Origin of the sequence: Paenibacillus sp. N3.4 (assembly GCF_008017805.1) — a bacterium.
GTDB lineage: Bacteria > Bacillota > Bacilli > Paenibacillales > NBRC-103111 > Paenibacillus_E.
Genome location: NZ_VRTT01000040.1, coordinates 42420 through 66382, shown reverse-complemented (window position 1 = coordinate 66382; position 23963 = coordinate 42420). Strand labels below are relative to the sequence as shown.

Sequence of the window (23963 nt, the reverse complement as noted above, 5' to 3'; positions counted from 1 at the left end):
GAATATTCGAAATTTGAATGCTTTATGATGCAACATGGCGAACACGACCTCCTTTCGTCTTGGCATATACATCTATTATAGCACATATGTTCGCTACATGGCATGGTTTGTACCCGTTTCCTTGATATGTGTCGGATCGTTGACGTGGCAAAAGCCACGCCCTATCCGAAATTTTCTAACTCACGACTGAAGTCACGAGTTTGCGAAAGCTGTTCATCAATTATATGGAAAAAGAAGTGTTGGGATTTGCGCTCACATTAAACAGATCTTTAACACCGCAGGATGTGTGTCTGATTCTCAACATAGGAAATGAGAAAGCTCGCCAGATTTTACAAGCTATGATGCTAAAGAAGCTACTCCAATCAGCAGGAAAAGGCCAGCAAAGAGTCCGTTGCTATCAGGTGAATCCATTGGTGCTCCATGAATGGGAGCATAGAAGCTCTCCGATGCTGTAAGCTCGTTTTTCCTGCTTACGGCACCTCCATCGGAACTCTCGCCTTCTGTAACACCGAAAATCAGCGCTACAGCCGCGCGGCGTACACCCCCGCGGGCGCACTACACAGTAAATTTCTGCAACGAAATCTGCAAATTCTCCGCTAGTCCCGCCAAAGATTTGGCGGAATTTTCGATCTCTTCCGTCGTCGCTATTTGCTGCTGACTTGCAGCTGACGTCTCTTGACTCAAAGTGATGCCCGTTTCGGAAACAGCGCTTACAATACTCATCACTTGCTCAATTCGTACATTCGCCTCAACCAGATGGTGAATACTTTGATTTACGCTTTCCACCTTTGCATTCACTTGATCGATGGACGTTTCGATATGAACGAATGACTCTTGAGCTTCACCGGAAATTGTTAAACCAGCTTCTACTTTACTTGCTCCGTCTTGCATGGAGCTTACTGCATGGTTGATTTGTCTCTGAATCGTAGAAACAAGGTTCGTGATATTTCGCGCGGAAGAGGACGATTGCTCAGCAAGTTTGCGCACTTCACCCGCTACAACAGCGAAACCGCGTCCGGCTTCTCCAGCACGAGCTGCTTCAATAGCAGCATTCAGAGAAAGCAAATTCGTTTGAATTGAAATTCCATTGATAACGCTAACGATTTCGCCGATCTGATGTGCATTTTTACCTAGAGCCTCAATGACCTGCTTAACTTCTATCACCGCATCTGAAATCTCGTTCATTTGGTCCCCTATCGATCTAACTGAGTGCTTACCCATTTGAGCAGCTGTTGTTGCTTGTACAGCAAGCAGCGTTACTTCATTCACAGACTCTTCGATGAGATTCGTGCTGTTCATCATTTGCTGGACAGCTGCATTGGCTTGATTGACGCCAACAGCCTGCTTTTCAAAATCCTCAGAAAGGTGTTGACTCGATTCGGCTACCTGCTTAGCTGCCAATGAGCTTTGCTCGGAACTCGCCAGCAGCTCTTGCGAACTGGCTGATAATGTCAATGCATTATCAGCAATTTGCGCCACCAAACTGCGCAAGTTTTCCGTCATAATATTGAAAGATCCCGTTAATTTACCGACTTCATCTTCATAAGGGTAGTTGCCTTGGACGGATAAATCGCCATTGGCCGCCTTTTCCATATGATTTTGCAATCGCCGAATAGGCGTAGCAATGATCATATTTAGGACTAATGCATTGATCGTCATGATCATAATGGCAATAACAATCGCCAAGATAATCACCACATGCGAAGTTTGAGAATTGCTCGTACTTTCTTTTTGGAATTGTTCAGCAGCCGATTCTTTGAGAGCAACCAGCTTGTTCAACATTTCGATAGTTTTATCACGCTTAGGAGACACCTCCAGATTATAGACTTGGTAGGCGACCTGATTATTTTGCGAGGCCTGCCCCATAGTTGAAACAATGGCTTCACGATATGTCATGTTGGGTCCCTCGAAATTTCGAAAAGCGATAGCTTCTTCTTCATTCGAAGCCATACGTGCGATTTTCGTGACCAGTTCATTATTTATCATCGTATTTTCATCTAATTTAGCTTTCAATTTTGCTTTATACTTTACGTCTATGGACAGCATCATTTCTAGCAAATTAGATTCTGTTTCACTAAAATTGGCTTTTAATTGATTAATCGATTTAACAGAAAGCAGACTTTCTTCATACATCTTAGTAGAATTACTGGCCATCTTATCCATATAGTAATAACCTGTTGCTCCAACAATAAGTAAAAAGAAAATAGCAATGGCATTCATAAGCAGCAACTTAAACCGAAGCTTCATATTACGCAGTATGGACAGTTTGAACGAAAAATTACTTACATGTTTTATGCGATTTACATTTTTTGGATTCAATTTCATCTTGAATTTCAAATTACGTGTTCTCCTCCCGAGTCTTAAATCCTTAGTGACATAATATCTTACATCGAGTAAATTAATTTACCTATGGTTTATTTTACAAAAGAGTATCTGTCATGTAAAGACTTTATTCCAAAAAAACCCTGTTCCATCAATAGTCTCACCTAGTTATCCAGATTTATAGGAGTGGTTGTTTGTCGAATCGTTATATGATGAATATTGATAATTTTGGAAATCCCCTTTCAATCGATGGCAGAGGATCTGACATAAGGTTTCACGTGCCCTAACCACAATCATGTTTATCCATTACCAAACGAGGATAAACGACTTCGTCGTCCTTCAAGGACGAGCGAGCTTGTCAGGGTAGATGCGCAGCAAATGTATAGACAAATACATTCTACCTAATAAAAAAGAACCCACTCTAGACAATCTAAGTGGATTCCTTCTGCTATTAACAAACCTGTTTTGTTCCTATACGACTACTTTTAAACGTTGACGCTGGAGAATGAGATATCCCACAAACCCTGCCAATATGACAGCAATACCGGTAATCGAGATATCAGGGGAAATGCCAACTTTCGAGATTTGTGTATAAATGCCTACGCCTGACAGCATCAACGCATTTTCTACAAGATTTTGAACGGCAATCGTTTTGCCCGCTCCAACCATGCCTTGCCCCTTATCTTGTAGAACTGAGTTCATCGGAACGATAAACACTCCACCGCTGAACCCAATAAGAAGCAAAAGTCCAATCGTCACATATAAATTCGTAATGAGCGGGAATAACAATATACTGACAATCATCAGAATCCCAAATAAATACGAATTATAATATTTACGAGCAGGAATGAGCTTCGGCGTCATGAGTGCACCCACCATAATTCCAATCCCCGTAATCGCTACAAGCATGGAAATCTGATCAACCGATTCAATACCTAGATGCGCAGGTATCCAAGCAATAATAGCAAGTCGAACGACGGAAGATGTCATCCAAAAGGAGCCGGTACCCACAAGTGAAAAGCGGGTTGTGCGATCTTTTAACAGAGAAGCTACATCCTTTAAAAAAGTTTTGGCTTCTTTTCCGTAACGAATGCTTGGATTGCCTTGAATTTTGGGAATTTGCAGCGTCATCAATAAAGAAATGATGTAAAGGGACAGACACGCAATAATTGAACCAGTTAAGGAATAGCTTGCCAGTAAACCTCCGCATACTGAACCCGTTAAAATAGCCATGATCGTAAAACCCTCAATGCGCGCATTGGCTTGCAGCAGCTCCGTGTCGGAATGCGTAAGCGAAGGCAAAATACCGTATTTGGCCGGAGAATACACAGCCGCTCCAATACCAACGATACCATAGCTGACAGCAGGATCGACATGCAGGAACAAGGCGACAATACCAATGGCTTTGATTCCATTTCCGACAAGCAGCACATGAGATTTAGGATTTTTGTCCGCATAAGCACCTACGAAAGGAGCTAAAACAACGAAAGCAACAAGAAAAGATGCCTGCACAACACCGATGTAATAGTCCGGAAACGCATTCTGTTTAATAATGGCAAGGGTAATGAATAGAATCATATTATCTGCAAAAGCGGAAAGAAACTGCGTCACGTACAAGGTTAGAAGTGGCTTCATCTTCATACTAATTCGCTCCTTTAAGTTCAAGCTCATCTTGCATAGCCAAACGTTTGATCGTTACATAATCGACTTTCCCGCTTCCCAGAAGTGGCAGCTTCTGCATGTATCGAAGCTCTGAAGGAATATAGATCGAAGGTTGGCCCTGCTGCTTCATGAACTCTCTAACACTTTGAATGTGAGCATCGGGATCATTATGGTACATAATAACTCGCTCCCCTTTGCGTGCATCCGGAACGCTTATCGCTGCACAAATGGTTTGATGAGTCATTGCCGCAGCAGCAAGTTCTTCCAAATGCGGCAATGATATTTTCTCACCGCCGATTTTGGCAAAAGATTGCAATCTCGCTTGAATCGTGATGAAGCCCTGATCATCGATTTGAACAACATCTCCGCAGCTGTACCATTCTGGGCATGGCACAAAGCCCTTCCCATGGATCAAATAACCTTTCATCACGTTCGGTCCTTTTACAAGCAAATGACCTCCATGCTGAATGCCATCCACAGCTTCAATGCGAGCTTGCATGCCGGGCAGCAGTCGACCGACAGTTCCTTTTTTCGCATGCATAGGTGTATTCAGGGAAACGACAGGCGATGTCTCGGTCGTGCCATACCCTTCCAAAATACGTATACCAAATTTATCAACCCAGATTTGCCTGACATCCTCTTTCAACTTCTCCGCACCGGCGACCACATATTTCAGCGAATGGGCAAAATCATACGGATGCGCTGTTCTCGCATAAGCGGCTAAGAACGTTGAGGTGCCAAATAAAATCGTTATATTCCGATCATAAACCAGTTCGGGAATCACTTTGTAATGCAGCGGGTTCGGGTACAGCACGACTTTCATGCCGGAAAGCATAGGAAGCATCGTTCCTGCCGTCAAACCAAAGCTGTGAAACATCGGCATAGCGCCGAGTACGATATCGGTAGAGTTGAACGCGATCACAGTCCGTGATTGTTGAATGTTCGCATACACATTGCGATGTGTAAGAACAACTCCCTTAGGCTTGCTCTCACTTCCCGAAGTAAAGAGTACGACCTCATTTTTGTTTTCTCCTACAGGACCTTTGGCTTTCTTCAGATAATGAATCGTGCCTGTTAATTTGTTTTTCCAGGTCAAACTTTCTTTGATGTCCTCAAGATAAATAATCGTATAGGTGCGAGAGGCTGACTGGATAAATTCATTCAGTCCCGCTTTTTCAATAAACGCTTTGGATGTTATAAGCGTTCTCACCATGGCCGTTTCACAGGCCTCCAGCATCGTCTGATTCCCTGCGGAATAGTTCAAAATCGCTGGTGTTACGCCTAGACGAAACATTGCAAACAAGGTGACAACATGAGCCGCGGCATTCGGCAATAGGACAGCAGCTCGTTTCTGATTGGTAAGCTCGCCTTTCAAGCGATCCGCCATCGTATAGGTCGTTAATAGCAACTTACGGTAGGTCAAGGAAGTATCGCTGACAATATCTTCGCAAACAACGAAGGAGGGATGATGGTGTTTGGCAGCCAGAAGCAATTCATTAAATAAATTGAGCTCGGGCTTCAGGCGACTATGCAACAAATGATCTTGCATCCGGCTGCGAATGGTATCCGTGGCTCTTTCTTTTTGTAATCGTTTCGGAATGTCTTCACGAATCGACACTTGGAAAGCTTCGCCAAACGCAATGCTCACCGCAGGAAACCAGCGCTGCTGTAATTTGCCCCGAAGATAAGATAGCTTCGAGTATTCCAATCCGTTAATAGCCACTGGGACGATGAGCGCCTGCGATTTTAACGCAATATAACCTATGCCTGCATATATCTTCATCATGCCCCCGGTTGTTGTGATCCGCCCTTCCGGAAAAACGACCAAAGGTTTGCCGCTTTGCACCGTTTTCAGCATCGTTCTTACTGAGTATGGGTTCAAAGGGTCTACAGCGATATGCGCTCGAAAAATGAGCAGCCAAGCTAAACGATTCGCGATCTTCGTATTCACAACAAAGGCTACTTCCTGTGGCAAAATCAAACCGAGTATGACGGCATCGAGCAATGAGACGTGATTCGGCATAAGCACCGTTTTTTCCGTAACATTCATGTGTGCCATCCCTTTGACTTTTACACGAAAACTAGCCAGAATGATCGGACGCAACACCGGAAGGATCCATTTTACAAGTGTAACAAACAACCATTTGAGCATGAGCCACTCCTCCTAGCTTATTCTCCTGTTTTTGGGCTTCTCTTAATACCTGGTCATAATTTCATTATATGTATTTATGCTGGAGCTGGTAGTACTAACTTTGTGTAGTACCCGAAAAAATATGCCGTTGAACCGCCTCAATGAATGCGTTTACAAAAAAAAGCTGCAGACATACGAATAGACCGTCCTATTCCAAAGGATACGGTCTATTCAATTCGTTACTCTTTGGCATCCTATACGCATGCGTAACGCTTATTTCAATAGATCTCTCAGCTTAGCAGGAAAATCCGTAATAATTCCCGAGACCCCTTTTTCAATAAGTCGCTTGTAATCTTCTACCCGATTGACTGTATAAGGGTAAACCTCAAGCCCTGCAGCTAACGCGCCCTGCACATCCTCTTTCTCAATGGCATGGAAATAAGGGTGCAAGGAGAACACATCAATGTCAATTTGCCGAGCATATGCGGCATGATCGATGAGATTAGCTGCATACAGCAGTCCTACTTTTGCTTTCGATTCTGCGTGTTTGATTCGGCGAATCACTTTGTGATCGAACGATGAGATGACTACATCTTCCCATCTGCCGCTTTTTTGAAGAAATGCTAATAAGGCCTTCTCCATATGACCTTCATAGGCATGCTTCACTTCTATATTAATCAATATTCCTGATGGCACAAGTTCAAATACTTCCCGCAGCAAGGGTACTCGTTCCCCGGTATAAGCCTCCGAAAACCATAGCCCCGCATCTAATCGTTTAATTTCATCCCAACTTTTCCTGTGAATAAACCCAGTACCATTCGTAGTCCGATCCAAATCAGGGTCATGACAAACGACAATCTCGCCATCCGCAGATAGATGAACATCCAATTCAATGCCATCTGCTCCTTGTTCAAGAGCAAGTGCGAAAGAAGCCAACGTATTTTCAGGCGCTTCTCCTGCTGCTCCACGATGTCCAATAACAATAGGTTTATTTCCGCTCATCATCAACTCTCCTAATTCTATTTTTACACACTATGCTCAAATTATAGATGAACATGCCCGCTGTTGCCCATAGCAAGGTTCATGAAGGTTAAGTAAAGAGACAGTTTCAAATCCACAAATAATTATAATGTATTTAACATGGGTCAAATAATTGATGGTTAGTCTAAAAAGAGTTCATACAAGTCTAATTATGTTTGTGGAGGATTTCATAGTGAATACGATGGAAAGAGATTTACCCCTTAAAACATCAGCACAATCACCCGTTCATATTCAAAATAAAACCCGAACCCTATCCGTGCAGAAATGGATAGAAACACTACTTGGCTATGTCTTCCTCTCCCCTTCTCTGCTCTTGTTTGCCGTCTTTCTCTTCTATCCACTACTACAAACTTTCTATCTTAGCGTTCATGAAACAGATCCTCGCGGCAGAATAGCTTCCTATGTAGGTTTCGATAATTTTGTTGCTATTTTTACTTCGGAACGATTTTACAAGAGTCTCGAAGTTACCGGCCTCTTTACACTATTGACTGTGCCTACAGGCATTGCGCTTGCCCTCTTGCTTGCAGCATTAACCCACAATCACCTAAAGGGTATGCGCATTTTCCAATTCATCTTCTCCCTGCCTGTCGTTCTGTCTGTCGGCACCTCAGCTGTGATCTGGATGATGCTGTTTCATCCAAGTGTTGGCATGCTCAATTACTTGCTTAGCTGTGTCGGCATAGCTCCCGTAGCATGGCTAACAGATCCACGCTGGGCATTGCTTTCCGTATCCATGATGACCATCTGGATGAATCTTGGCTTTAATTACATCGTTCTGCTTAGCGGCCTTCAAGGCGTTCCGGACGATATCTACGACAGTGCCAAAATCGATGGATCAGGTCCAGTCAGAACCTTTGTTCAAATCATCTTCCCCCTGCTGTCACCAACCGTTTTCTTTGTAACCATCGTTTCGATTATCGGTGCATTCCAGTCCTTTGGACAAATACATATTTTGACGAGAGGTGGTCCAGTGAACTCCACCGATGTGCTCGTTTACTCCTTGTATCAGGATGCGTTTATCAATTTCCGATTCGGAACAGGAAGTGCGCAAGCGCTTGTGTTGTTTGCTCTCATTCTCATTCTAACTATCGTCCAATTCAAAGTTTTTGAAAGGAATGTGCACTATCAATGACCCATCGCCTGCAAAATACAATGGTTTATCTGTTGTTGACGATTTTCGCTGCACTTATTCTTTACCCTATGTTCTATACGTTTACATCAGCTTTCATGACACCTGATGAAGCATCCGCTTATCCGCCAAAGCTTTGGCCAAGCAGTTTTTATATGGGGAGTATCATCGCTGTTTTTAAACTGGTTCCCATTGCGAAATTTCTGGCGAACAGTTTAATGGTATCCCTCATTATCATGGTTGGGCAGTTGATCACTTCCAGCTTGGCAGCCTATGCTTTGCCAACATTCGATTTAAAGGCAAATCGTTCATCTTTGCCGTCTTTATGGCAACCATGATGATTCCGTGGGAAGTCACCATTATTCCCAATTATTTATTAGTAAAAAAATGGGACTGGCTAGACACTATGCAAGGCTTAACTGTTCCGTTTCTGGCTACTGCATTTGGCACCTTCCTTTTACGTCAATTTTTTCTACAGCTGCCCAAGGAATTGTTTGAAGCGGCAAGGATCGACGGATGCGGACACATTCGCTGCTTTATCCGCATCGTCCTGCCCCTCGCGCGCCCTGCGATTGCCACTTTAGCCGTCTACGCCTTCTTAAGCTCATGGAATATGTATTTATGGCCCCTTCTGATTACGAATAGCGTAGGCATGCGTACCGTACAAATCGGCATAGCCATGCTGCAATTCGAAGAATTAACCGTATGGAATTTGGTTCTGGCAGGGGTTACGATCGTCTTGCTTCCATCCCTTCTGCTGCTAGTTCTGGGACTAAAGCAACTCGTTCGCGGACTTACTGCAGGTGCTGTAAAAGGTTAACGCAATCATCCGGTTGGATCCTCTGTCTCGATACAATTCGCGACAGATCACCATAAAAAAAGAACCATTAAGGGAGAGAATCAAAGAAATGAAAACATTGAAAACGAGAAGCTCCGTCATTGCTTTGACAGCACTTATGGTATTGCTGACTAGCGCGTGCGGCAAGTCTGAAACGACTACACCAGGAAGTACAGCAGATAGCAAGTCTTCTCCATCCGCCAGCCCAACTGCCGCAGATGTGAAAAAAACAGCCGACCCTGTTAAAGTAATCTGGTGGCACTCCATGAGTGGAGAGCTCGGTAAAGCGGTCGACAAACTCGTAGCAGATTTCAATTCTTCCCATAAGGATGTTCAGGTAGAAGCTGTTTTCCAGGGCACATACGATGAAAGCTTGAACAAAATGAAAGCTTCCATGGATACGAAAAGTGGTCCATCCCTCATTCAAGTATACGAAATCGGTTCCCGTTTCATGATCGACTCCAAGGCCATTACACCTGTACAAAAGTTTGTAGATGCCGACAAATTTGATCTGACCCAGCTTGAAGACAACATTTTAAATTACTATAAATTCGATGACAAATTGTATTCGATGCCTTTCAATACCTCGAATCCAATTCTTTACTACAACAAAGATATGTTTAAAGCTGCCGGTCTTGATCCTGAAAAACCACCGACAACGTATGAAGAAATTACCAAAGCCGCGCAAGCGCTGAGCAAAGATGGCAAATCCGGTTCTTCCTTTGCGATTTACGGCTGGTTTATGGAGCAATTCTTTGCGAATCAAGGCGTTGAATACCTCAATAACGGGAATGGTCGTACCGCTGCTGCAACAGAATCATTGGTCAACAATGAAGCTGGCGTAAAAACATTGACGTGGTGGAAAGAGATGGTCGACAACAAAACTTCCTCCAACCTTGGACGCAAAACAGATGATACGAAGAAAGCATTCTTAGCAGGTCAAGTCGCAATGACTTTAGATTCCACAGCTTCACTTCGCGGTATTGTAAGCGGTGCGGAAGGAAAATTCCAAGTTGGAACAAGTACCCTGCCAAAACCTGCTGATGCCAAAGAAGGCGGCGTTGTTGTAGGTGGGGCAAGTCTTTACATCTTAAATAATAAATCCGAAGCCGAGCAAAAAGGAGCATGGGAATTCATTAAGTTCCTGACAAATCCACAAACACAAGCATGGTGGCATGTAAATACAGGCTACTTCCCGATTACCAAAAAAGCATATGACGAACAGCTTGTGAAAGACAACCTTGCTAAATACCCGCAATTCCAAACAGCGATTGATCAATTGCACAAAACGAAGGCTAACAAAGCGACGCAAGGTGCCGTTATGGGCGTATTCCCAGAAGCTCGTCAACTCGTTGAAACGGCCATCGAAGAAGCATTAACAGGTAAGAAATCACCAAAAGACGCGCTTGACGCCGCTGCAAAAAGCATCACTGAGAAGATTGCTGCTTATAATAAAACAGTGAAATAACACAAAGGGGCTATGCGTTTAGTAAACGCGTAGCCTTTTTTCTTTTTTCGTTTCGAAGTACACCAAAGTTCAAAGTTATTCTTGACAGGGAAAAGCTTGCTTTTCGAAATGTATTTATATACAATTAATTGTATAATTATTCATAAGTGAGTGAGGTATTCGGATGAAACACTTATTATCCTTAAAAGAATTAAGCGGCAGCCAGATTCGTGAGATTGTAATCTCCGGACTTGAGATGAAAAGAAATTCCGAAGCTTACGCGGATTCATGTTCAAGAAAAAGTCTCCTTCTCCTATTTCAAAAAACGTCTACTCGCACCTACCTCTCCTTTCATAACGGTATTCAGCAATTGGGTGGCTATCCGACAGTTATGGATTGGGATAAAAGCAACTTCAGTTTATCGCCTATCCAATATGAAGCTAAATATGTCTCCAGAAACACCGATATGATCATGGCTCGTTTGCGAAAACATGAGGACTTGCTCCAACTGGCGCAAAGTTCCACCGTACCTGTTATTAACGGCTGTTGTGATCGCTATCATCCTTGTCAAGCTCTAGCTGATCTCATGACCATCTATGAAGTTAATGGCAGCTTTGAACAAGTTACGCTAACGTATGTCGGTATTCATAACAATGTAACGAATTCCTTGGTAGCAGGATGTATGCGACTAGGCATTCAATTACTATTAGTTACGCCTATCATAAATGATGCTTCCTGGGACGAATCGCTTATGCAGGAGGCTTATGCTAGCGGCTATGTACATAACATTCCGACACTCGAGGAAGCTGTGAGTCGCTCACAATTTGTGTACACTGACACCTGGGTGGATATGGAGTTTTATCATCATCCCGATTATCAAACGGAGAAGCAGCGGAGAATGGAGATTATGCTCCCCTATCAACTAAATCGCAGCTCACTCGGGGCCTTCACACCTTATATTATGCATGACATGCCCATTCATCCTGGATTCGAAATCGCCGAAGAGCTTGTTGAATCCGAACACTCTGTTATTTATCAACAAGCGGATAATCGTCTTCATGTTCAGAAAGCGCTTATGGTCTATTTGATGAGTGACTAGGGAACCTTAACCGTTCTTACCTCTTACTCCCACCTCACATTTACCCTCAGCATATCAGAAAAATAGCTATTGAATTTGGCGCAAGGCGAGAAGATAGAGACTCGGAGCGATAAACGGACAGTGGAGCCGTTATTTTAGTTTTGGATACCGATTTGGGAGCTTAGCGGACATCAGCGCCCTTATACGAGCGATATGGGGCCGATGCCTACGACTTCACTGCCCTTAACGGAACCTGCGTCCGCAAACTGGTAAATGGCAAGGAATAAATGACAAATAACTGCTCCTGTGTCCGCTTGCCTTCCAATCGTTCCACAATTGCTGTCGAAAAGGTTCGATCCTAATTCACAGGCGCCCTTCTTACCTGATTATTTAAAATCGAGCACTGATTCTAACGAAAAGCCTTGATTTATTATTTAAATGAGCATATACTGCTAACAAATCAACATATCCTGATCGTGCCTATGAAGAGAATCCAACTCGGAGGCGTTATCGCCAAGATTGACCCTACAAGCAGGAACAAGGTCATGTCTAAGTTAACCGGCACCGCCCGTTACAGCGGAACCAAGTGGAGAAGCGTTCACACGAACGTTTCTTAAATTGGGTGGCACCGCGAGCAAAACGCTCCTCGTCCCAATCGGATGAGGGCGTTTTTTGTTCGTTAAACCACATACGGGAGGATTTAGAAATGACCAAAAGACTGTACAATTTCAACGCCGGACCAGCCGCATTACCATTGGAAGTACTCCGACAAGCGCAAGAGGAACTCGTGGATTACCGAGGCAAAGGCATTTCACTTCTGGAGATGTCCCATCGGAGCCAAACCGTTGAGGAGCTCAATCAGGAGACACAACAGCTTCTTTTAGAGCTGCTGGACCTACCGAGCGGATACGAGGTTCTCTTCATGGGTGGCGGTGCCAGCACACAGTTTGCACTATTGCCGCTTAACTTTTTGTCAGACAATCAGACGGCAAATTACGCGCTAACCGGAAGCTTTGCCGAAAAAGCTTACAAAGAAGCCTCTTATGTAGGGCAGACTCATGTGGCTGCAAGCTCGAAAGAACAGAACTGGCATTGCATTCCCGCATTCAATGAAACTAACCTTGCTCCCAATTCCGCTTATGTGCATGTCACACTCAACAATACGATAGAAGGCTCGCGCTATAATGATATTCCCACTGTTGGAAGCATCCCGCTGGTTGCCGATCTGACCAGTGATCTGTTAAGCAGGAAGCTCGACATGAGGCAATTTGCCATGATCTATGCGGGCGCTCAGAAAAATCTGGGGCCAGCTGGCGTTACGGTTGTTATCATCCGAGAGGATTGGCTCAAGCAAGCCTCGAAGAATATACCGGAAATTTTACGTTATGATACTTCGCCACAAATAAATCCCTTTATAACACTCCGCCCGTTCACGCCATTTACATGATGAATCTCGTTCTGAAATGGACCTTGCTGCAAGGCGGCGTCGCCTATTTGGAACAGCAAAATGCCGCAAAAGCACAGCTTATTTACGATGTTATTGATGCTAGCGAGGGCTTCTATAAAGGTATTATTGATCACAAGGATCGTTCTGATATGAACATCACTTGGCGGATGGCCGATGAAGAGACTGAACGCCGTTTCGTTAAGGAATCGGATTCTCGCGGCTTTGAAGGATTAGCCGGACACCGAAGCGTTGGCGGCCTCCGCGCGTCTGCCTATAACGGGGTTCCTGTTGAGGCTTGCCAAGCGCTTGCTGATTTTATGATTGATTTTTCCAGAAGAAACAGGTAATCAATCCGGTTTCATCCTAAAATAGCAAAACCTAAATAGCTAGCCTTAAGAGCAGCCGCTCTCAGGGGTAGCTATTTTTCATTTGACTTTTATTGGAGTTTCATTAAAATAGAATTATAATATGTTCGATTGGAGTAGAACAAATATGAGCTACCGTATTGAAATCGATTGTAATCCCGCCTATGAATTAGTCATCAGTTTGTTTGCGTACAGCAAGAAAAATATCACTAAAGGCATAGCATTAGGCTCTGATTGGAGAAGATCAGTCAAAAGCGGCCTATCCGCTTCTCTATCCCAAGAGCTTGACGCTGCCTTACTCGACGATTTCACAGGAATTGATTTGTTAATCGGCTCATGTCCTGACAGTCAAAAAGCTACAACAAGCTCGTTTCTGAATTGGTTAGATCAGTTACAGCCCGCTGAATTGTTTCACTTGCTCTCTCCACAATTGGAGTCCCTGCCCTCAAATATTTTGGACAGAAAAAGTCGAGCCGTCCACTTACTCCGTCGGTGGGACCAAGAATATTTCTCCAAGGTTGAGGCAGAAATCATGGAGAGCCTGATGCAAGATGCCGAAACAAAGCGAACATGGCTCTCTGCCATGACACCTGAGGACTTGTTCGAAGAAGCAACGAATGGCATCCGGCAGCTACCTACGCCAGAGCTGGAGCTAATTCGTCTTGTCCCGCAGTATCACCTGCATCCAACGAACACATCCAGCCATTACAAGAATATGATTGTTTGCTTATATGCTTGCGATGTTAGCAGAGCTCCCTCACAGCAACCGCCTCCAGCTCTAAATCGATTGTTAAGCAGTCTCGCTGATCCTAATCGACTAGCGATGCTCAAATTTATGAGCAAACAATCAAGAAATTTTACTGAGCTTGTTCAATTCAGCGGATTGGCTAAGAGCACGGTTCATCATCATCTTGTTGCGCTCAGAGCTTCCGGTCTCGTTCGAGTCACAGCCGAAGGAACGAGTCATGTCACGTATTCGCTTCGTGATGAGACGCTTTTTCAAATGACAGGAAAGCTTATAGATTACATCAACGAGGAGTGATATTATTGAAAAATGGGGCTTTCTGGAAGTTGTTTGCAGCACAAATTATAAGTACCATAGGTGACTGTTTCGGCCTATTCGCATTGCAATGGCTCGTTTATACAACAACAGGTTCCTTGGTGGTTATGGGTACGCTCGCTATGGCAGCTGGAATCACCGAATTGCTTATCCGCTTTATGGGAGCACCTTTAATAGATCGTGTTCATCGCTTGCGCTTAATGGCTCTTCTTGATTTTATTCGATTTACAGCGATTGGCATTACAGTTGCACTAAGCGTGTTTGGCATGGCCCATCTCTGGCTTCTGTTTACAATGACCATCATCAACGCGGCTGCCTCTGCGCTTTTTCAGCCTGCTAGCATGGCTGTTCTCCCTTCTTTTATTCCAAATCAATCTTTGGTCCGCGGCTATTCGCTCTTTGACTCCTCCCAATATGCGGCTGTCATTCTAGGTCCTGCTATTGCAGGAGTTGTTATCTCGACATTAGGTGCCCCTTCTGCAATGGCTATAGATGCCGTTAGTTTTGCTCTATCCGCCTTATTCATTTATCTGATTCCGACAAAATTGATGAATAACAAATCCAACAACTCACCAACATCTGGGCTCTATGTTCGCGAGCTTTGGGACGGCATTACATTTTTCAAAAAAGCGCCTGCCTTACTGGGAATCATGTGCTGTGTCGCGCTTAAAAATATGTGCTCGGTTGCTGTTGGCGGGATGATGATTCCCTTCGCAACTCACAATCTTCATGCAAACCCCTCTCAAATTGGGCTGCTGAGCTCAGTAATGGCAGCAGGCATTTGCCTAGGATCCTTACTGGTTTCTTTGATTAACAATTTCAAACGGCGTCGTATTCCGATGCTTGGGAGTATTTTCGCTCATGGAATGCTTTATATCGTTCTAAGTCAAACACATTCGTTTATTTTGGCGTTATGCTGGATCCTCATGCTTGGCGCTTGTGGTCCTTTCTTCGGCACATTCAGTTCTTCCCTATACGCTCAATTGGTTCCTAGTGAATTAAGGGGCCGCGTCATGTCTGCTCGGCTAATAGTGGGAGGCTCCTTACAACCAGTTGGAAGTTACATGGGTGGAATCGTAGCTAGTGTATTCGGACTTCCTGTCTTGCTTGCGGTTGCTGGCAGCATTCCTATCATTACTGCAGCAGCAGCCTATTTCGCGCCTGTCATGAAAGGAATTGATGGGGAGTTGAAACCCATACAGCTTGAAAAAAGAGGTTTGGAAGCCTGACTTTTTTGACAAAACGGATCTTCTCCTTTTACAATAAAAGACATCAACTATCTAAAGTGAGGTAACTCCCAGTGAGTAACGATCTAATTAAAAAACTGCGCCTGGCAGGCTGCAAGCGGGCGCTCATTATGAACGCTCCAGAAGGATATGCAGAAAAGTTGAATCCCCTACCGGAGGGGGTCCTTGTCACAGAGCAAAAGGAAAGCGAACAAGTTTACGATTTTGTGCAGGTTTTCGTTCATAATCTCGCTGAAGTGCAGCACCTGGCTCCAGATGCGATTAGGGCTGTCAAACCTGAGGGAATGCTTTGGATCAATTACCCTAAGGGAACAAGCAAAATCAAGACGGACATCCATCGTGATTCCGGTTGGCAAACGGTCACTGACCTGCAATTCGAAGGTGTGTCTCTCGTTTCTATTGATGAAACATGGTCCGCCATGCGTTTTCGCCCTGTCGGTTTAGTAAAGTCGCAGCGAAGCGAAAGAGTAGCTGACCGAGCAGAGCATACAGCAAATGCATCTCCTGCAATCGCTGATAAAACTGTGATCGTTCCTGACGATCTAGCGGGAGCGTTCCTGACGAATGCAGCAGCACAGTCTTTTTATGAAACACTGTCTTACACGAACCGGAAGGAATACGTGCGCTGGATAACGGAGGCCAAACGCGAAGAAACCCGCAATGGGCGGGTGACAAAGACCGTAGACAAACTAGCGCGGGGAATCAAAAATCCAATGGTGAAAGAATAAAAACAACGACCCCAGCAGACGAGAAAAATCGCAAGAAAATCCAGACGATCCTATCTGTAAGCACGGTTTTCAGCGTTATAGTGGAGTTGTTGTTTGAACTGACTGCTGTAACACTGCAAAACAGTGTTGGAATTCCAAACATGTCACTTTTGATCTACTTTTCTATCTGTAAGCACGGTTTTCAGCGTTATAGTGGAGTTGTTGCTTTGACTGACCGCTGTAACACTGAAAAACAGTGTTGCAATTCCAAACATACCATTTGCGGAGACAGACATTTCCTTGTGGGACTCTTCGTAGGTCATGACAACCTTCACAGACTAAAAGTTTAAAGCCGTTCTATGGATTCCATCCTCAGAATTTCCGTAGTTCGTTGAGAACATTTGGCCGTATATGTTCCTTATGATTTTTTACAACTGCTTAAGTAAGTTTAACTCCACGTTAATTTTCTTATCTCTAAAAAAAGAGTCCCGTAGAGCGGCATAAAAGCCAAACTCTCGGGACTTTTTATCTAAAGGTATGAGAAACCAATATCAACGCTTTTTATTTACCCAGTTGGTGAATCGGGTGTCCAAGCGCGCCTTCCGCTGCATCCATAATCATTTCAGTCAATGTTGGATGTGCATGGATGGTAAGTGCAATGTCTTCCAAGTTAGCGCCCATCTCAATCGCAAGCGCTAGCTCGCCAATGAGGTTGGATGCTTCGGGTCCAACGATTTGTCCACCAAGCAATTGCCCCGTTTCTTTGTCGCCGACAAGCTTAACAAAGCCTTGGCCTGCATTCAAAGAGTTAGCGCGGCCGTTAGCTGCATAAGGGAATTTACCAATTGTGACATTGATTCCTTGTGCTTTGGCTTCCGTCTCACTCAAACCGACTCCGGCAATTTCCGGATCGGAGAATACAACAGCAGGCATAGCTTTGTAATCTACGATGCTGGAATGACCTGCAATTGCTTCAGCAGCCACTTTCGCTTCGTAAGAAGCTTTATGTGCCAAGGAAAGACCAGGAACAACATCACCGATAGCAAAGATGTGCGGGATGCTCGTTCTACCTTGATTATCAACTTCGATCAAACCACGATCAGTCAATTTCAGGTTGATGAGATCCAAACCAAGCTCGCCATCTGTGTTCGGACGACGGCCAACGGTTACTAATACATAGTCCGCAGTAACTTGCTTCTCTTCGCCTTTAACGGTAAACGTAACGGTAACATCGTTTTCGTTCTTCGTGCAGGATTGAGCCAATGCTTCGGTATGAACCTCTACGCCGACTTTTTCCAAGTTGCGTGCCACAAGCTTCGTTAATTCTTTCTCGAAGCCAGGAAGCACAGCATCTGATCCTTCTAGCACAGTTACTTTCGTTCCGAATTTCGCATACGTTTGACCAAGCTCGATTCCGATGTAGCCACCGCCGATAACGACCATGCTTTTCGGAATTTCAGGCAGGTTCAACGCTTCTGTGGAAGAAATAATTCTTCCGCCGAAAGGGAATGCTTTCAGTTCAATCGGACGGGAACCCGTCGCGATGATACAGTGCTTAAAGCGGTAACGAGGTGCCTCTTGATCGTTAAACACACGTGCTTCGTGTTCATTGATGAACATCACTTCGCCTTGGAACGTTTGGATCTTGTTGCCTTTGAGCAGCGCGCTAACGCCACCCGTTTGTTTAGCTACGATACCGTTTTTCCACGCTTGCACTTTCGCGAAGTCAACCTTCACGTTTTCCACGGAGATCCCCATGCTATCCGCATGTTGGGCATGCTCGTACGTGTGTGCAGCAGAGATTAACGCTTTGGAAGGGATACAGCCGCGGTTCAAGCACACGCCGCCCCATTCCGATTTATCTACAATAAGAACATTTTGACCAAGCTGAGCAGCCCGGATGGCCGCTACATAACCACCGGGACCTGCGCCAATGACCAACAAGTCAATATCTAAAGAAGCATCTCCTACTACCATGCTTTTACACCTCCAGGACAAGAAGCTCAGGATCAGCCAGAAGCTGCTTGATGTAGTTCAGGAAGCTTTGCGCTGTCGCTCCATCCACAATACGGTGGTCGAAGCTCAGGGAAAGCGCCATAACCGAAGCGGCTACGATTTGACCATTTTTCACAACAGGTTTTTCTGTAATACGGCCTGCGCCCAGAATGGCAACTTCAGGGAAGTTGATAACGGGTGTAAAGAACATGCCGCCTACGGAACCAATATTCGTGATGGAGATCGTGCTGCCTTTAAGCTCGTTCGGAGACAATTTGCCTTCACGTCCGCGAACAGCCAAATCTTTAATCGACGAAGCGATTGACCATACGTTTTTACGGTCTGCGTCATGGATAACAGGAACGAGCAAGCCGTTGTCTGTATCTGTCGCGATACCGATGTTGTAGTACTTTTTGTAGACGATTTCTTGCTTCTCTTCGTCGATCATCGCGTTCATCACTGGGAATTGACGGCAAGCCGCAATCAGTGCTTTCACGATGAAAGGCAGATACGTCAATTTCACGCCTTTTTTCTCGGCGAAAGGCTTCGTGCGCTCACGCAGAGCGACAAGTGCCGTTACGTCGATTTCGTCCATCAATGTCACATGCGGAGCTGTGTACACGGATTTGACCATTGCGTTCGCGATGATTTTGCGGATTCCTTTGAATGGAATCCGTTCTTCAACGCGATCGCCCACGACAACCTGCTGCGGAGTCGCTGCAGGTGCCGCCGCTCCAGCTGCTGTTGCAGCAGCTGGTTCTGTCGCTTCCGGAGCTGCGCTAGCGGCTGCTCCGTTAAAGCCAAGCACGTCCTCGCGTGTTACGCGGCCGTGCTTCCCTGTAGGCGTCACCTCTGCGAGTGTGATGCCTTTTTCTCTTGCCAGCTTGCGCACGCTAGGCGTCGCAAGCACTTCTTTGCCTGCGCTGCTTGCCGCAGGCGCAGGTGCAGGAGCCGGTGCTGCCGCTGCAGGGGCAGCAGCTGGCGCCGCATCCGCAGGCGCGGCGTGGCTGGAAGCGCCGTGAATGGAGGCAGCAGGAATTTCGCCTGTTACTTCAATCGTCATCACGAGCTCGCCGATGTTGCAAACTTGCCCTTCTTTCACAGACACAGCCACAACTTTGCCATCAACGGGGCACGGAACCTCAACAACGGCTTTATCGTTTTGAACTTCCATCAAAATCGTTTCATCGGTAACGGTGTCACCCGCTTTTACCAACAGCTTCACGATCTCGCCTTCATGTATACCTTCACCAAGCTCTGGAAACTTGTATTCAAACAATGCCACGTGCACTACCTCCTATTACCTTCGACTGTGATTAGAATTCGAGAACTTGATTGATGCCTGCTATGACACTTGCTGGACTAGGCAACCAAGCGTCTTCAATTTGTGCGAATGGGTAAATTGTATCCGGCGGAGCAATACGCAGAACTGGAGCTTCCAGGTGCAAAATCGCTTTTTCATTAATTTGTGCAATAACCTCAGCAGCTACACCTGATGTTTTTTGCGCTTCTTGTACGATGATTGCACGATTCGTTTTCTTAATCGAAGCCACGATCGTTTCGATATCAAGTGGAATCAATGTTCGAAGATCGATAACTTCAACTTTAACGCCTTGTGTTTTCTCGATCTCTTCGGCCGCTTTCACGGATGTATGAACCATTGCACCGTAAGTAATGATTGTCACGTCAGAGCCTTCACGAACAACATTCGCTTTACCTAGCTCAATCGTGTATTCGCCTTCTGGTACTTCTGCGCGGAACGCGCGATATAAATTCAGATGCTCCATAAAGAAGACAGGGTCATTATCGCGAATCGCGGAAATGAGCAGTCCCTTTGCATCATAAGGGTTGGAAGGAACAACTACTTTAATACCAGGTGTTTGAACAAGCAAGCCTTCAAGTGCATCTGTATGAAGTTCAGCCGCTTTAACTCCGCCGCCAAAAGGTGTACGGAAAACGATTGGCGCGTTATAACGGCCGCCGGAACGGTAACGCATACGAGCAGCTTGTACGCAAATTTGATCGAGCGCTTCATAAATGAAGCCTACGAATTGAATTTCAGCGATCGGACGAAAGCCTTGAATACCAAGACCTACGGCAAGTCCGCCAATAGCCGACTCTGCAAGAGGCGTATCAAATACGCGCTCTTCGCCGAATTCTTTTTGCAAACCTTCTGTAGCACGGAATACGCCACCAACATGGCCAACGTCTTCTCCGAACAAAATTACGTTAGGATCTCTTTCCAGTTCAACGCGCATTGCGTCTTTTATCGCTTGAATCATCGTCATTTGTGCCATGACTTCTCCGTGCCTCCTAATAGTTTTCGGATGAAAACTTGCTTCGTAAGCTTAGTCCTATTTAAAAGCTTGCTTCTGTTCTTCAAGATGCGCTGGTGTAACTTCGAACATGGAATCAATTAAGCCGGCTACTGTCATTTTCTCAGTTTCTTCCGCTTTTTTGATATGTTCAGCAACAGTCGCTTTTGCTTCTTCTTTCACGCGTGCTTCTTCTTCTTCGCTCCAAAGACCTTTTTTGGTAAGGAATAAACGCATACGTGTAAGCGGATCTTTCGGCTCCCACTCGGTTTCTTCGTCTTTAGTTCGGTATTTTGTCGTATCATCAGCCATGGAATGCGGACGATAACGGTAGGTTAATGCTTCGATCAGCGTAGCGCCTTCGCCTTTGCGTCCTCTTTCAGCAGCTTCCGTAACAGCTTGGTAAACCGCCAAAACGTCCATGCCGTCCACTTGAACGCCTTTGATACCAGCAGCAAGAGCTTTGTGAGCCACGGATTGAGCAGCTGTTTGTTTCGCATAAGGTGTCGTAATCGCATAACCGTTATTTTGCACAAAATAAATGACAGGCAGCTTGAATGCTCCTGCAAAGTTCATACCTTCATAGAAATCGCCTTCGGAGCTTCCTCCGTCGCCAGTGTACGTAATCGCTACACGCGGCTGGTTGCGCTTCTTAAATGCCATAGCTACACCTGTAGCATGCAGAACTTGTGCGCCAATAATAATTTGCGGCATAAGTACGTGTACATCTTGCGGAATTTGTCCACCGTGTTGATGGCCGCGGGAATATAAAAATGCTTGATAAAGCGGAAGTCCATGCCACACGAGCTGCGGCATATCGCGATAACCTGGGCAAATGAAATCATCTTTATTAAGCGCAAATTCACTACCGATCATGGCTGCTTCTTGTCCGGATACCGGAGCGTAGAAACCAAGACGTCCTTGACGACCGAGATTAACTGCTCTCTCGTCCCAAACGCGAGTGAATACCAATCTTCTCATTAATTCTTTTAATTGATCGTCGCTAAGTTTTGGCATTTTGTCAGGATTGACAATTGTGCCGTCTGGAGCAAGAACCTGTAAAGGCTCAACCTTCTCTGTGGTCACTTCATAATTTGCTTGGCTGACAAGTGGCTTACTCATACCATTTCACCTCGTATATGATTTTAATGCCTGCTAGCTTCTCTTCTGTTATAGTATTATTATAAACCTGTTTTTGTGAATTGTACACCAGTTTCCTTTAGCTATATGACCTTTTTTCCCGCAAACGAATAGTACAGTTTCAGAAAATGTATAATACAGTTAATGAAAAATTTACAACTGCTATAATACACCTTACCCTAAATCGAAGGAGGACAACCATGTCGGATGACTCTCGCTTTTATCAAAGAACAATTGTGAAAGATGAACTTACCTCATCCATTCTCAAGGAAAACCGCTCCTTACGGATCTATCTTCCTCCAGGCTACAATGAGCTCCTCTCCTATCCGGTCATATATTGCCAAGATGGCGAGCAGTTTTTTAATTTCGGCCGAATTGCTACAACAATCACTCGGGGCATATTAGATGAGGGATTAGAGCCAGCTATTGTTGTGGGAGTCGACGTGAATAACGCCAATCGAACTTCCGAGTATGCACCTGAGGGAGAACTCCATGATGCCTACTGTCGTTTTTTTGCAGAAGAACTCATCCCCTATGTAGAAAGCCGATATCCGATTCGAAACGAACGGAATGAGCGCATTGTTGCCGGCGATTCCCTTGGGGGAACCGTTTCCTTGCATCTTGCCTTAGATTATCCTGACCTTTTTTGCCGCGTAATATCCTTATCGGGCGCATTTTTCGACATTACCAGAGAACGTCTGGCTATTGGAGATGATTTGTCGTGGCTTGAGTTGTATATGTTGATTGGTTTGGACGAAAACGAAGTGAAAACGGAGCGTGGCACCTTCGATTTTATTAGAGAAAACCGTTTGACCAAGGAAGTTCTGGAGAGCAAGAAGGCCGTACTGCATTATGTAGAGAAGCCTGGCAAGCACTTATGGGGATTTTGGCAGGTGGAGCTTAGTGAGGCATTGCATTACTTTCTGGGATGAGACTACGGCAAGGATAAACGACTCCGTCGTCCTTCAGGGACGAACGCGTTTGTCAAGGTAGATGCGAAGCAAAAGTATAAAACTTATACTTTCTTATCTACTAAAAAGCCCATCTTGATGAGAAACAATCAAGTTAGGGCTTTTAGTTCTATGATTTAATATGATAACGGTTTTTAAGCAAATCAATCATCTTAACTATTTCTTCTTCTTTTGGATACATCTCAATATTGTGCCGATCTCTGACCTCTATCCCCTTTTCACACATGACTGCTAATAAATTCTGGATAAAAGCTTCAGCCGTTAGAGGTATTTCCAAGGATTCAGCTAAGCTAGCCATGCTGCCCGAAGCGACATGCGGGTAGTCATTCGGAGCGGCCAAATCGGCTGCTCGACTATAAAATTCTTTAGCAATCGCCGCTTTTGACTCCCCTTGGCCTTCTACGATGATGAACGCTTGTACGGCTATTGCATACTGTTGTCTGCGCTGGGCAATCCCGCAAAACTTCTGCCCGCCGACACTCAAATCAAACTCGCCAGGGCAAAAGGAACCCATCACCTCTCCTTGGTCAATGGCGCTTGTCATCTTATTCATGACTTCTCTTATGCATGTTACCATGAGTTCAAAATCCTTGCGATGTTCCATATCCCCGCCTTCTTTGGGCAGCAATAGGGAAACGTTCACTACGCCGCTATCAAGAGGTACTGCTGCTCCCCCAGAATTGCGAACTGCTGTTTCAAACCCTTGACCTCGGAGCCATGCATTTGCGTGAGCGGCCTTAGGCAGACGACTATCTCTGAGCCCCATGACGAAAGCCCGCGGGTGTCTCCAAATATGCAAAATCGGAGGCGCCCCTTTGCCTATGACTCGGCATAATAGTTCTTCCAAAGCAAATGCGTATAAAATCTCTTGTTGATCAGCTATTCTTGAACGGTCAAGAACGACCATCTGGGAAGGAAGTTGTAGCGTTGTCATTGTTTTCTCCTACATCTTGTATTTCATTCTATGTACAGCATTGTAAGCGATTCGAACATCAGTCGCAATAAGGTCCCCCTAATATCCGTCAAAATCTCCCAAAAAACATCCATATATTGAAAAAGTAATCAGAG

General features: G+C 45.0%; 19 protein-coding genes and 3 pseudogenes. 11 read left to right on the top strand and 11 right to left on the bottom strand.

Annotated elements, in window-relative coordinates; genetic code table 11:
- The first annotated feature begins 224 nt into the window (after nt 1-224).
- The gene (locus tag FU659_RS35675) at nt 225-455 is read left to right on the top strand and encodes a hypothetical protein (protein WP_187274281.1); all 231 of its coding nucleotides are present in this window, start codon (nt 225-227) and stop codon (nt 453-455) included.
- Nucleotides 456-555: 100 nt separating this feature from the next.
- On the opposite strand, the gene FU659_RS20010 is transcribed toward FU659_RS35675, so the two are convergent.
- The 4 genes from FU659_RS20010 to FU659_RS19995 all read right to left on the bottom strand — a co-directional run bounded on the left by FU659_RS20010 (nt 556) and on the right by FU659_RS19995 (nt 7120).
- Nucleotides 556-2337, bottom strand: a complete 1782-nt coding sequence (locus tag FU659_RS20010; RefSeq protein WP_147949187.1) for a methyl-accepting chemotaxis protein — start codon at nt 2335-2337, stop codon at nt 556-558.
- A 456-nt stretch (nt 2338-2793) separates the two neighbouring features.
- On the bottom strand, nt 2794-3963 hold the full coding sequence (lplT, locus tag FU659_RS20005) for a lysophospholipid transporter LplT (protein ID WP_261807938.1): 1170 nt from the start codon (nt 3961-3963) through the stop codon (nt 2794-2796).
- Nucleotide 3964: 1 nt separating this feature from the next.
- On the bottom strand, nt 3965-6136 hold the full coding sequence (locus tag FU659_RS20000; protein ID WP_147949186.1) for an AMP-binding protein: 2172 nt from the start codon (nt 6134-6136) through the stop codon (nt 3965-3967).
- A 252-nt stretch (nt 6137-6388) separates the two neighbouring features.
- On the bottom strand, nt 6389-7120 hold the full coding sequence (locus tag FU659_RS19995) for a glycerophosphodiester phosphodiesterase (RefSeq protein ID WP_315971339.1): 732 nt from the start codon (nt 7118-7120) through the stop codon (nt 6389-6391).
- A gap of 208 nt (nt 7121-7328) precedes the next feature.
- On the opposite strand from FU659_RS19995, the gene FU659_RS19990 reads away from it, so the two are divergent.
- The 9 genes and pseudogenes from FU659_RS19990 to FU659_RS19955 all read left to right on the top strand — a co-directional run bounded on the left by FU659_RS19990 (nt 7329) and on the right by FU659_RS19955 (nt 16495).
- Nucleotides 7329-8288: a carbohydrate ABC transporter permease gene (locus FU659_RS19990; protein WP_397356125.1), complete on the top strand. Its 960-nt coding sequence runs from the start codon at nt 7329-7331 to the stop codon at nt 8286-8288.
- Nucleotides 8285-9105 (top strand): annotated as a pseudogene (locus FU659_RS19985) (carbohydrate ABC transporter permease). Before FU659_RS19990 ends, FU659_RS19985 begins: the two are co-directional and overlap by 4 nt.
- A gap of 88 nt (nt 9106-9193) precedes the next feature.
- Complete coding sequence (locus FU659_RS19980) at nt 9194-10591, top strand: ABC transporter substrate-binding protein (protein ID WP_147949185.1); 1398 nt, start codon at nt 9194-9196, stop codon at nt 10589-10591.
- Between the two features lie 163 nt (nt 10592-10754).
- Nucleotides 10755-11669, top strand: coding sequence for a Rossmann-fold NAD(P)-binding domain-containing protein (locus tag FU659_RS19975; RefSeq protein WP_147949184.1), 915 nt, complete (start codon nt 10755-10757; stop codon nt 11667-11669).
- Nucleotides 11670-12130: 461 nt separating this feature from the next.
- On the top strand, nt 12131-12265 hold the full coding sequence (locus FU659_RS37385) for a hypothetical protein (RefSeq protein WP_261807937.1): 135 nt from the start codon (nt 12131-12133) through the stop codon (nt 12263-12265).
- Nucleotides 12266-12354: 89 nt separating this feature from the next.
- Nucleotides 12355-13442: pseudogene (gene serC / locus FU659_RS19970) on the top strand (3-phosphoserine/phosphohydroxythreonine transaminase).
- 145 nt (nt 13443-13587) lie between these two features.
- On the top strand, nt 13588-14502 hold the full coding sequence (locus FU659_RS19965; RefSeq protein WP_187274280.1) for an ArsR/SmtB family transcription factor: 915 nt from the start codon (nt 13588-13590) through the stop codon (nt 14500-14502).
- A 5-nt stretch (nt 14503-14507) separates the two neighbouring features.
- Nucleotides 14508-15749: an MFS transporter gene (locus tag FU659_RS19960; protein ID WP_187274279.1), complete on the top strand. Its 1242-nt coding sequence runs from the start codon at nt 14508-14510 to the stop codon at nt 15747-15749.
- 71 nt (nt 15750-15820) lie between these two features.
- A complete protein-coding gene (locus FU659_RS19955) occupies nt 15821-16495 on the top strand; it encodes a YdeI/OmpD-associated family protein (RefSeq protein WP_147949181.1) in 675 nt (224 codons plus the stop codon).
- Between the two features lie 143 nt (nt 16496-16638).
- On the opposite strand, the gene FU659_RS35670 is transcribed toward FU659_RS19955, so the two are convergent.
- The 6 genes and pseudogenes from FU659_RS35670 to pdhA form a co-directional block, all read right to left on the bottom strand.
- The gene (locus FU659_RS35670; RefSeq protein WP_187274278.1) at nt 16639-16809 is read right to left on the bottom strand and encodes a hypothetical protein; all 171 of its coding nucleotides are present in this window, start codon (nt 16807-16809) and stop codon (nt 16639-16641) included.
- Nucleotides 16763-16906 (bottom strand): annotated as a pseudogene (locus FU659_RS39360) (IS91 family transposase); the annotation flags it as partial. The gene FU659_RS35670 and the pseudogene FU659_RS39360, both read right to left, overlap by 47 nt.
- A 129-nt stretch (nt 16907-17035) precedes the next feature.
- Complete coding sequence (gene lpdA, locus FU659_RS19950) at nt 17036-18451, bottom strand: dihydrolipoyl dehydrogenase (protein WP_147949180.1); 1416 nt, start codon at nt 18449-18451, stop codon at nt 17036-17038.
- A 4-nt stretch (nt 18452-18455) separates the two neighbouring features.
- Nucleotides 18456-19754 (bottom strand): dihydrolipoamide acetyltransferase family protein, encoded by a 1299-nt coding sequence (locus FU659_RS19945; protein ID WP_147949179.1) that lies wholly within the window; start codon nt 19752-19754, stop codon nt 18456-18458.
- 31 nt (nt 19755-19785) lie between these two features.
- Nucleotides 19786-20766, bottom strand: coding sequence for an alpha-ketoacid dehydrogenase subunit beta (locus FU659_RS19940; protein WP_147949178.1), 981 nt, complete (start codon nt 20764-20766; stop codon nt 19786-19788).
- Nucleotides 20767-20823: 57 nt separating this feature from the next.
- A complete protein-coding gene (pdhA, locus tag FU659_RS19935) occupies nt 20824-21906 on the bottom strand; it encodes a pyruvate dehydrogenase (acetyl-transferring) E1 component subunit alpha (protein WP_147949177.1) in 1083 nt (360 codons plus the stop codon).
- A gap of 218 nt (nt 21907-22124) precedes the next feature.
- Here pdhA and FU659_RS19930 point away from each other — a divergent pair, with 218 nt between their 5' ends.
- Nucleotides 22125-22856 (top strand): alpha/beta hydrolase, encoded by a 732-nt coding sequence (locus FU659_RS19930; protein WP_147949176.1) that lies wholly within the window; start codon nt 22125-22127, stop codon nt 22854-22856.
- A 148-nt stretch (nt 22857-23004) separates the two neighbouring features.
- Here FU659_RS19930 and FU659_RS19925 read toward each other — a convergent pair whose 3' ends face one another.
- Nucleotides 23005-23829: a lipoate--protein ligase family protein gene (locus tag FU659_RS19925; RefSeq protein WP_147949175.1), complete on the bottom strand. Its 825-nt coding sequence runs from the start codon at nt 23827-23829 to the stop codon at nt 23005-23007.
- Nucleotides 23830-23963: the final 134 nt, after the last annotated feature.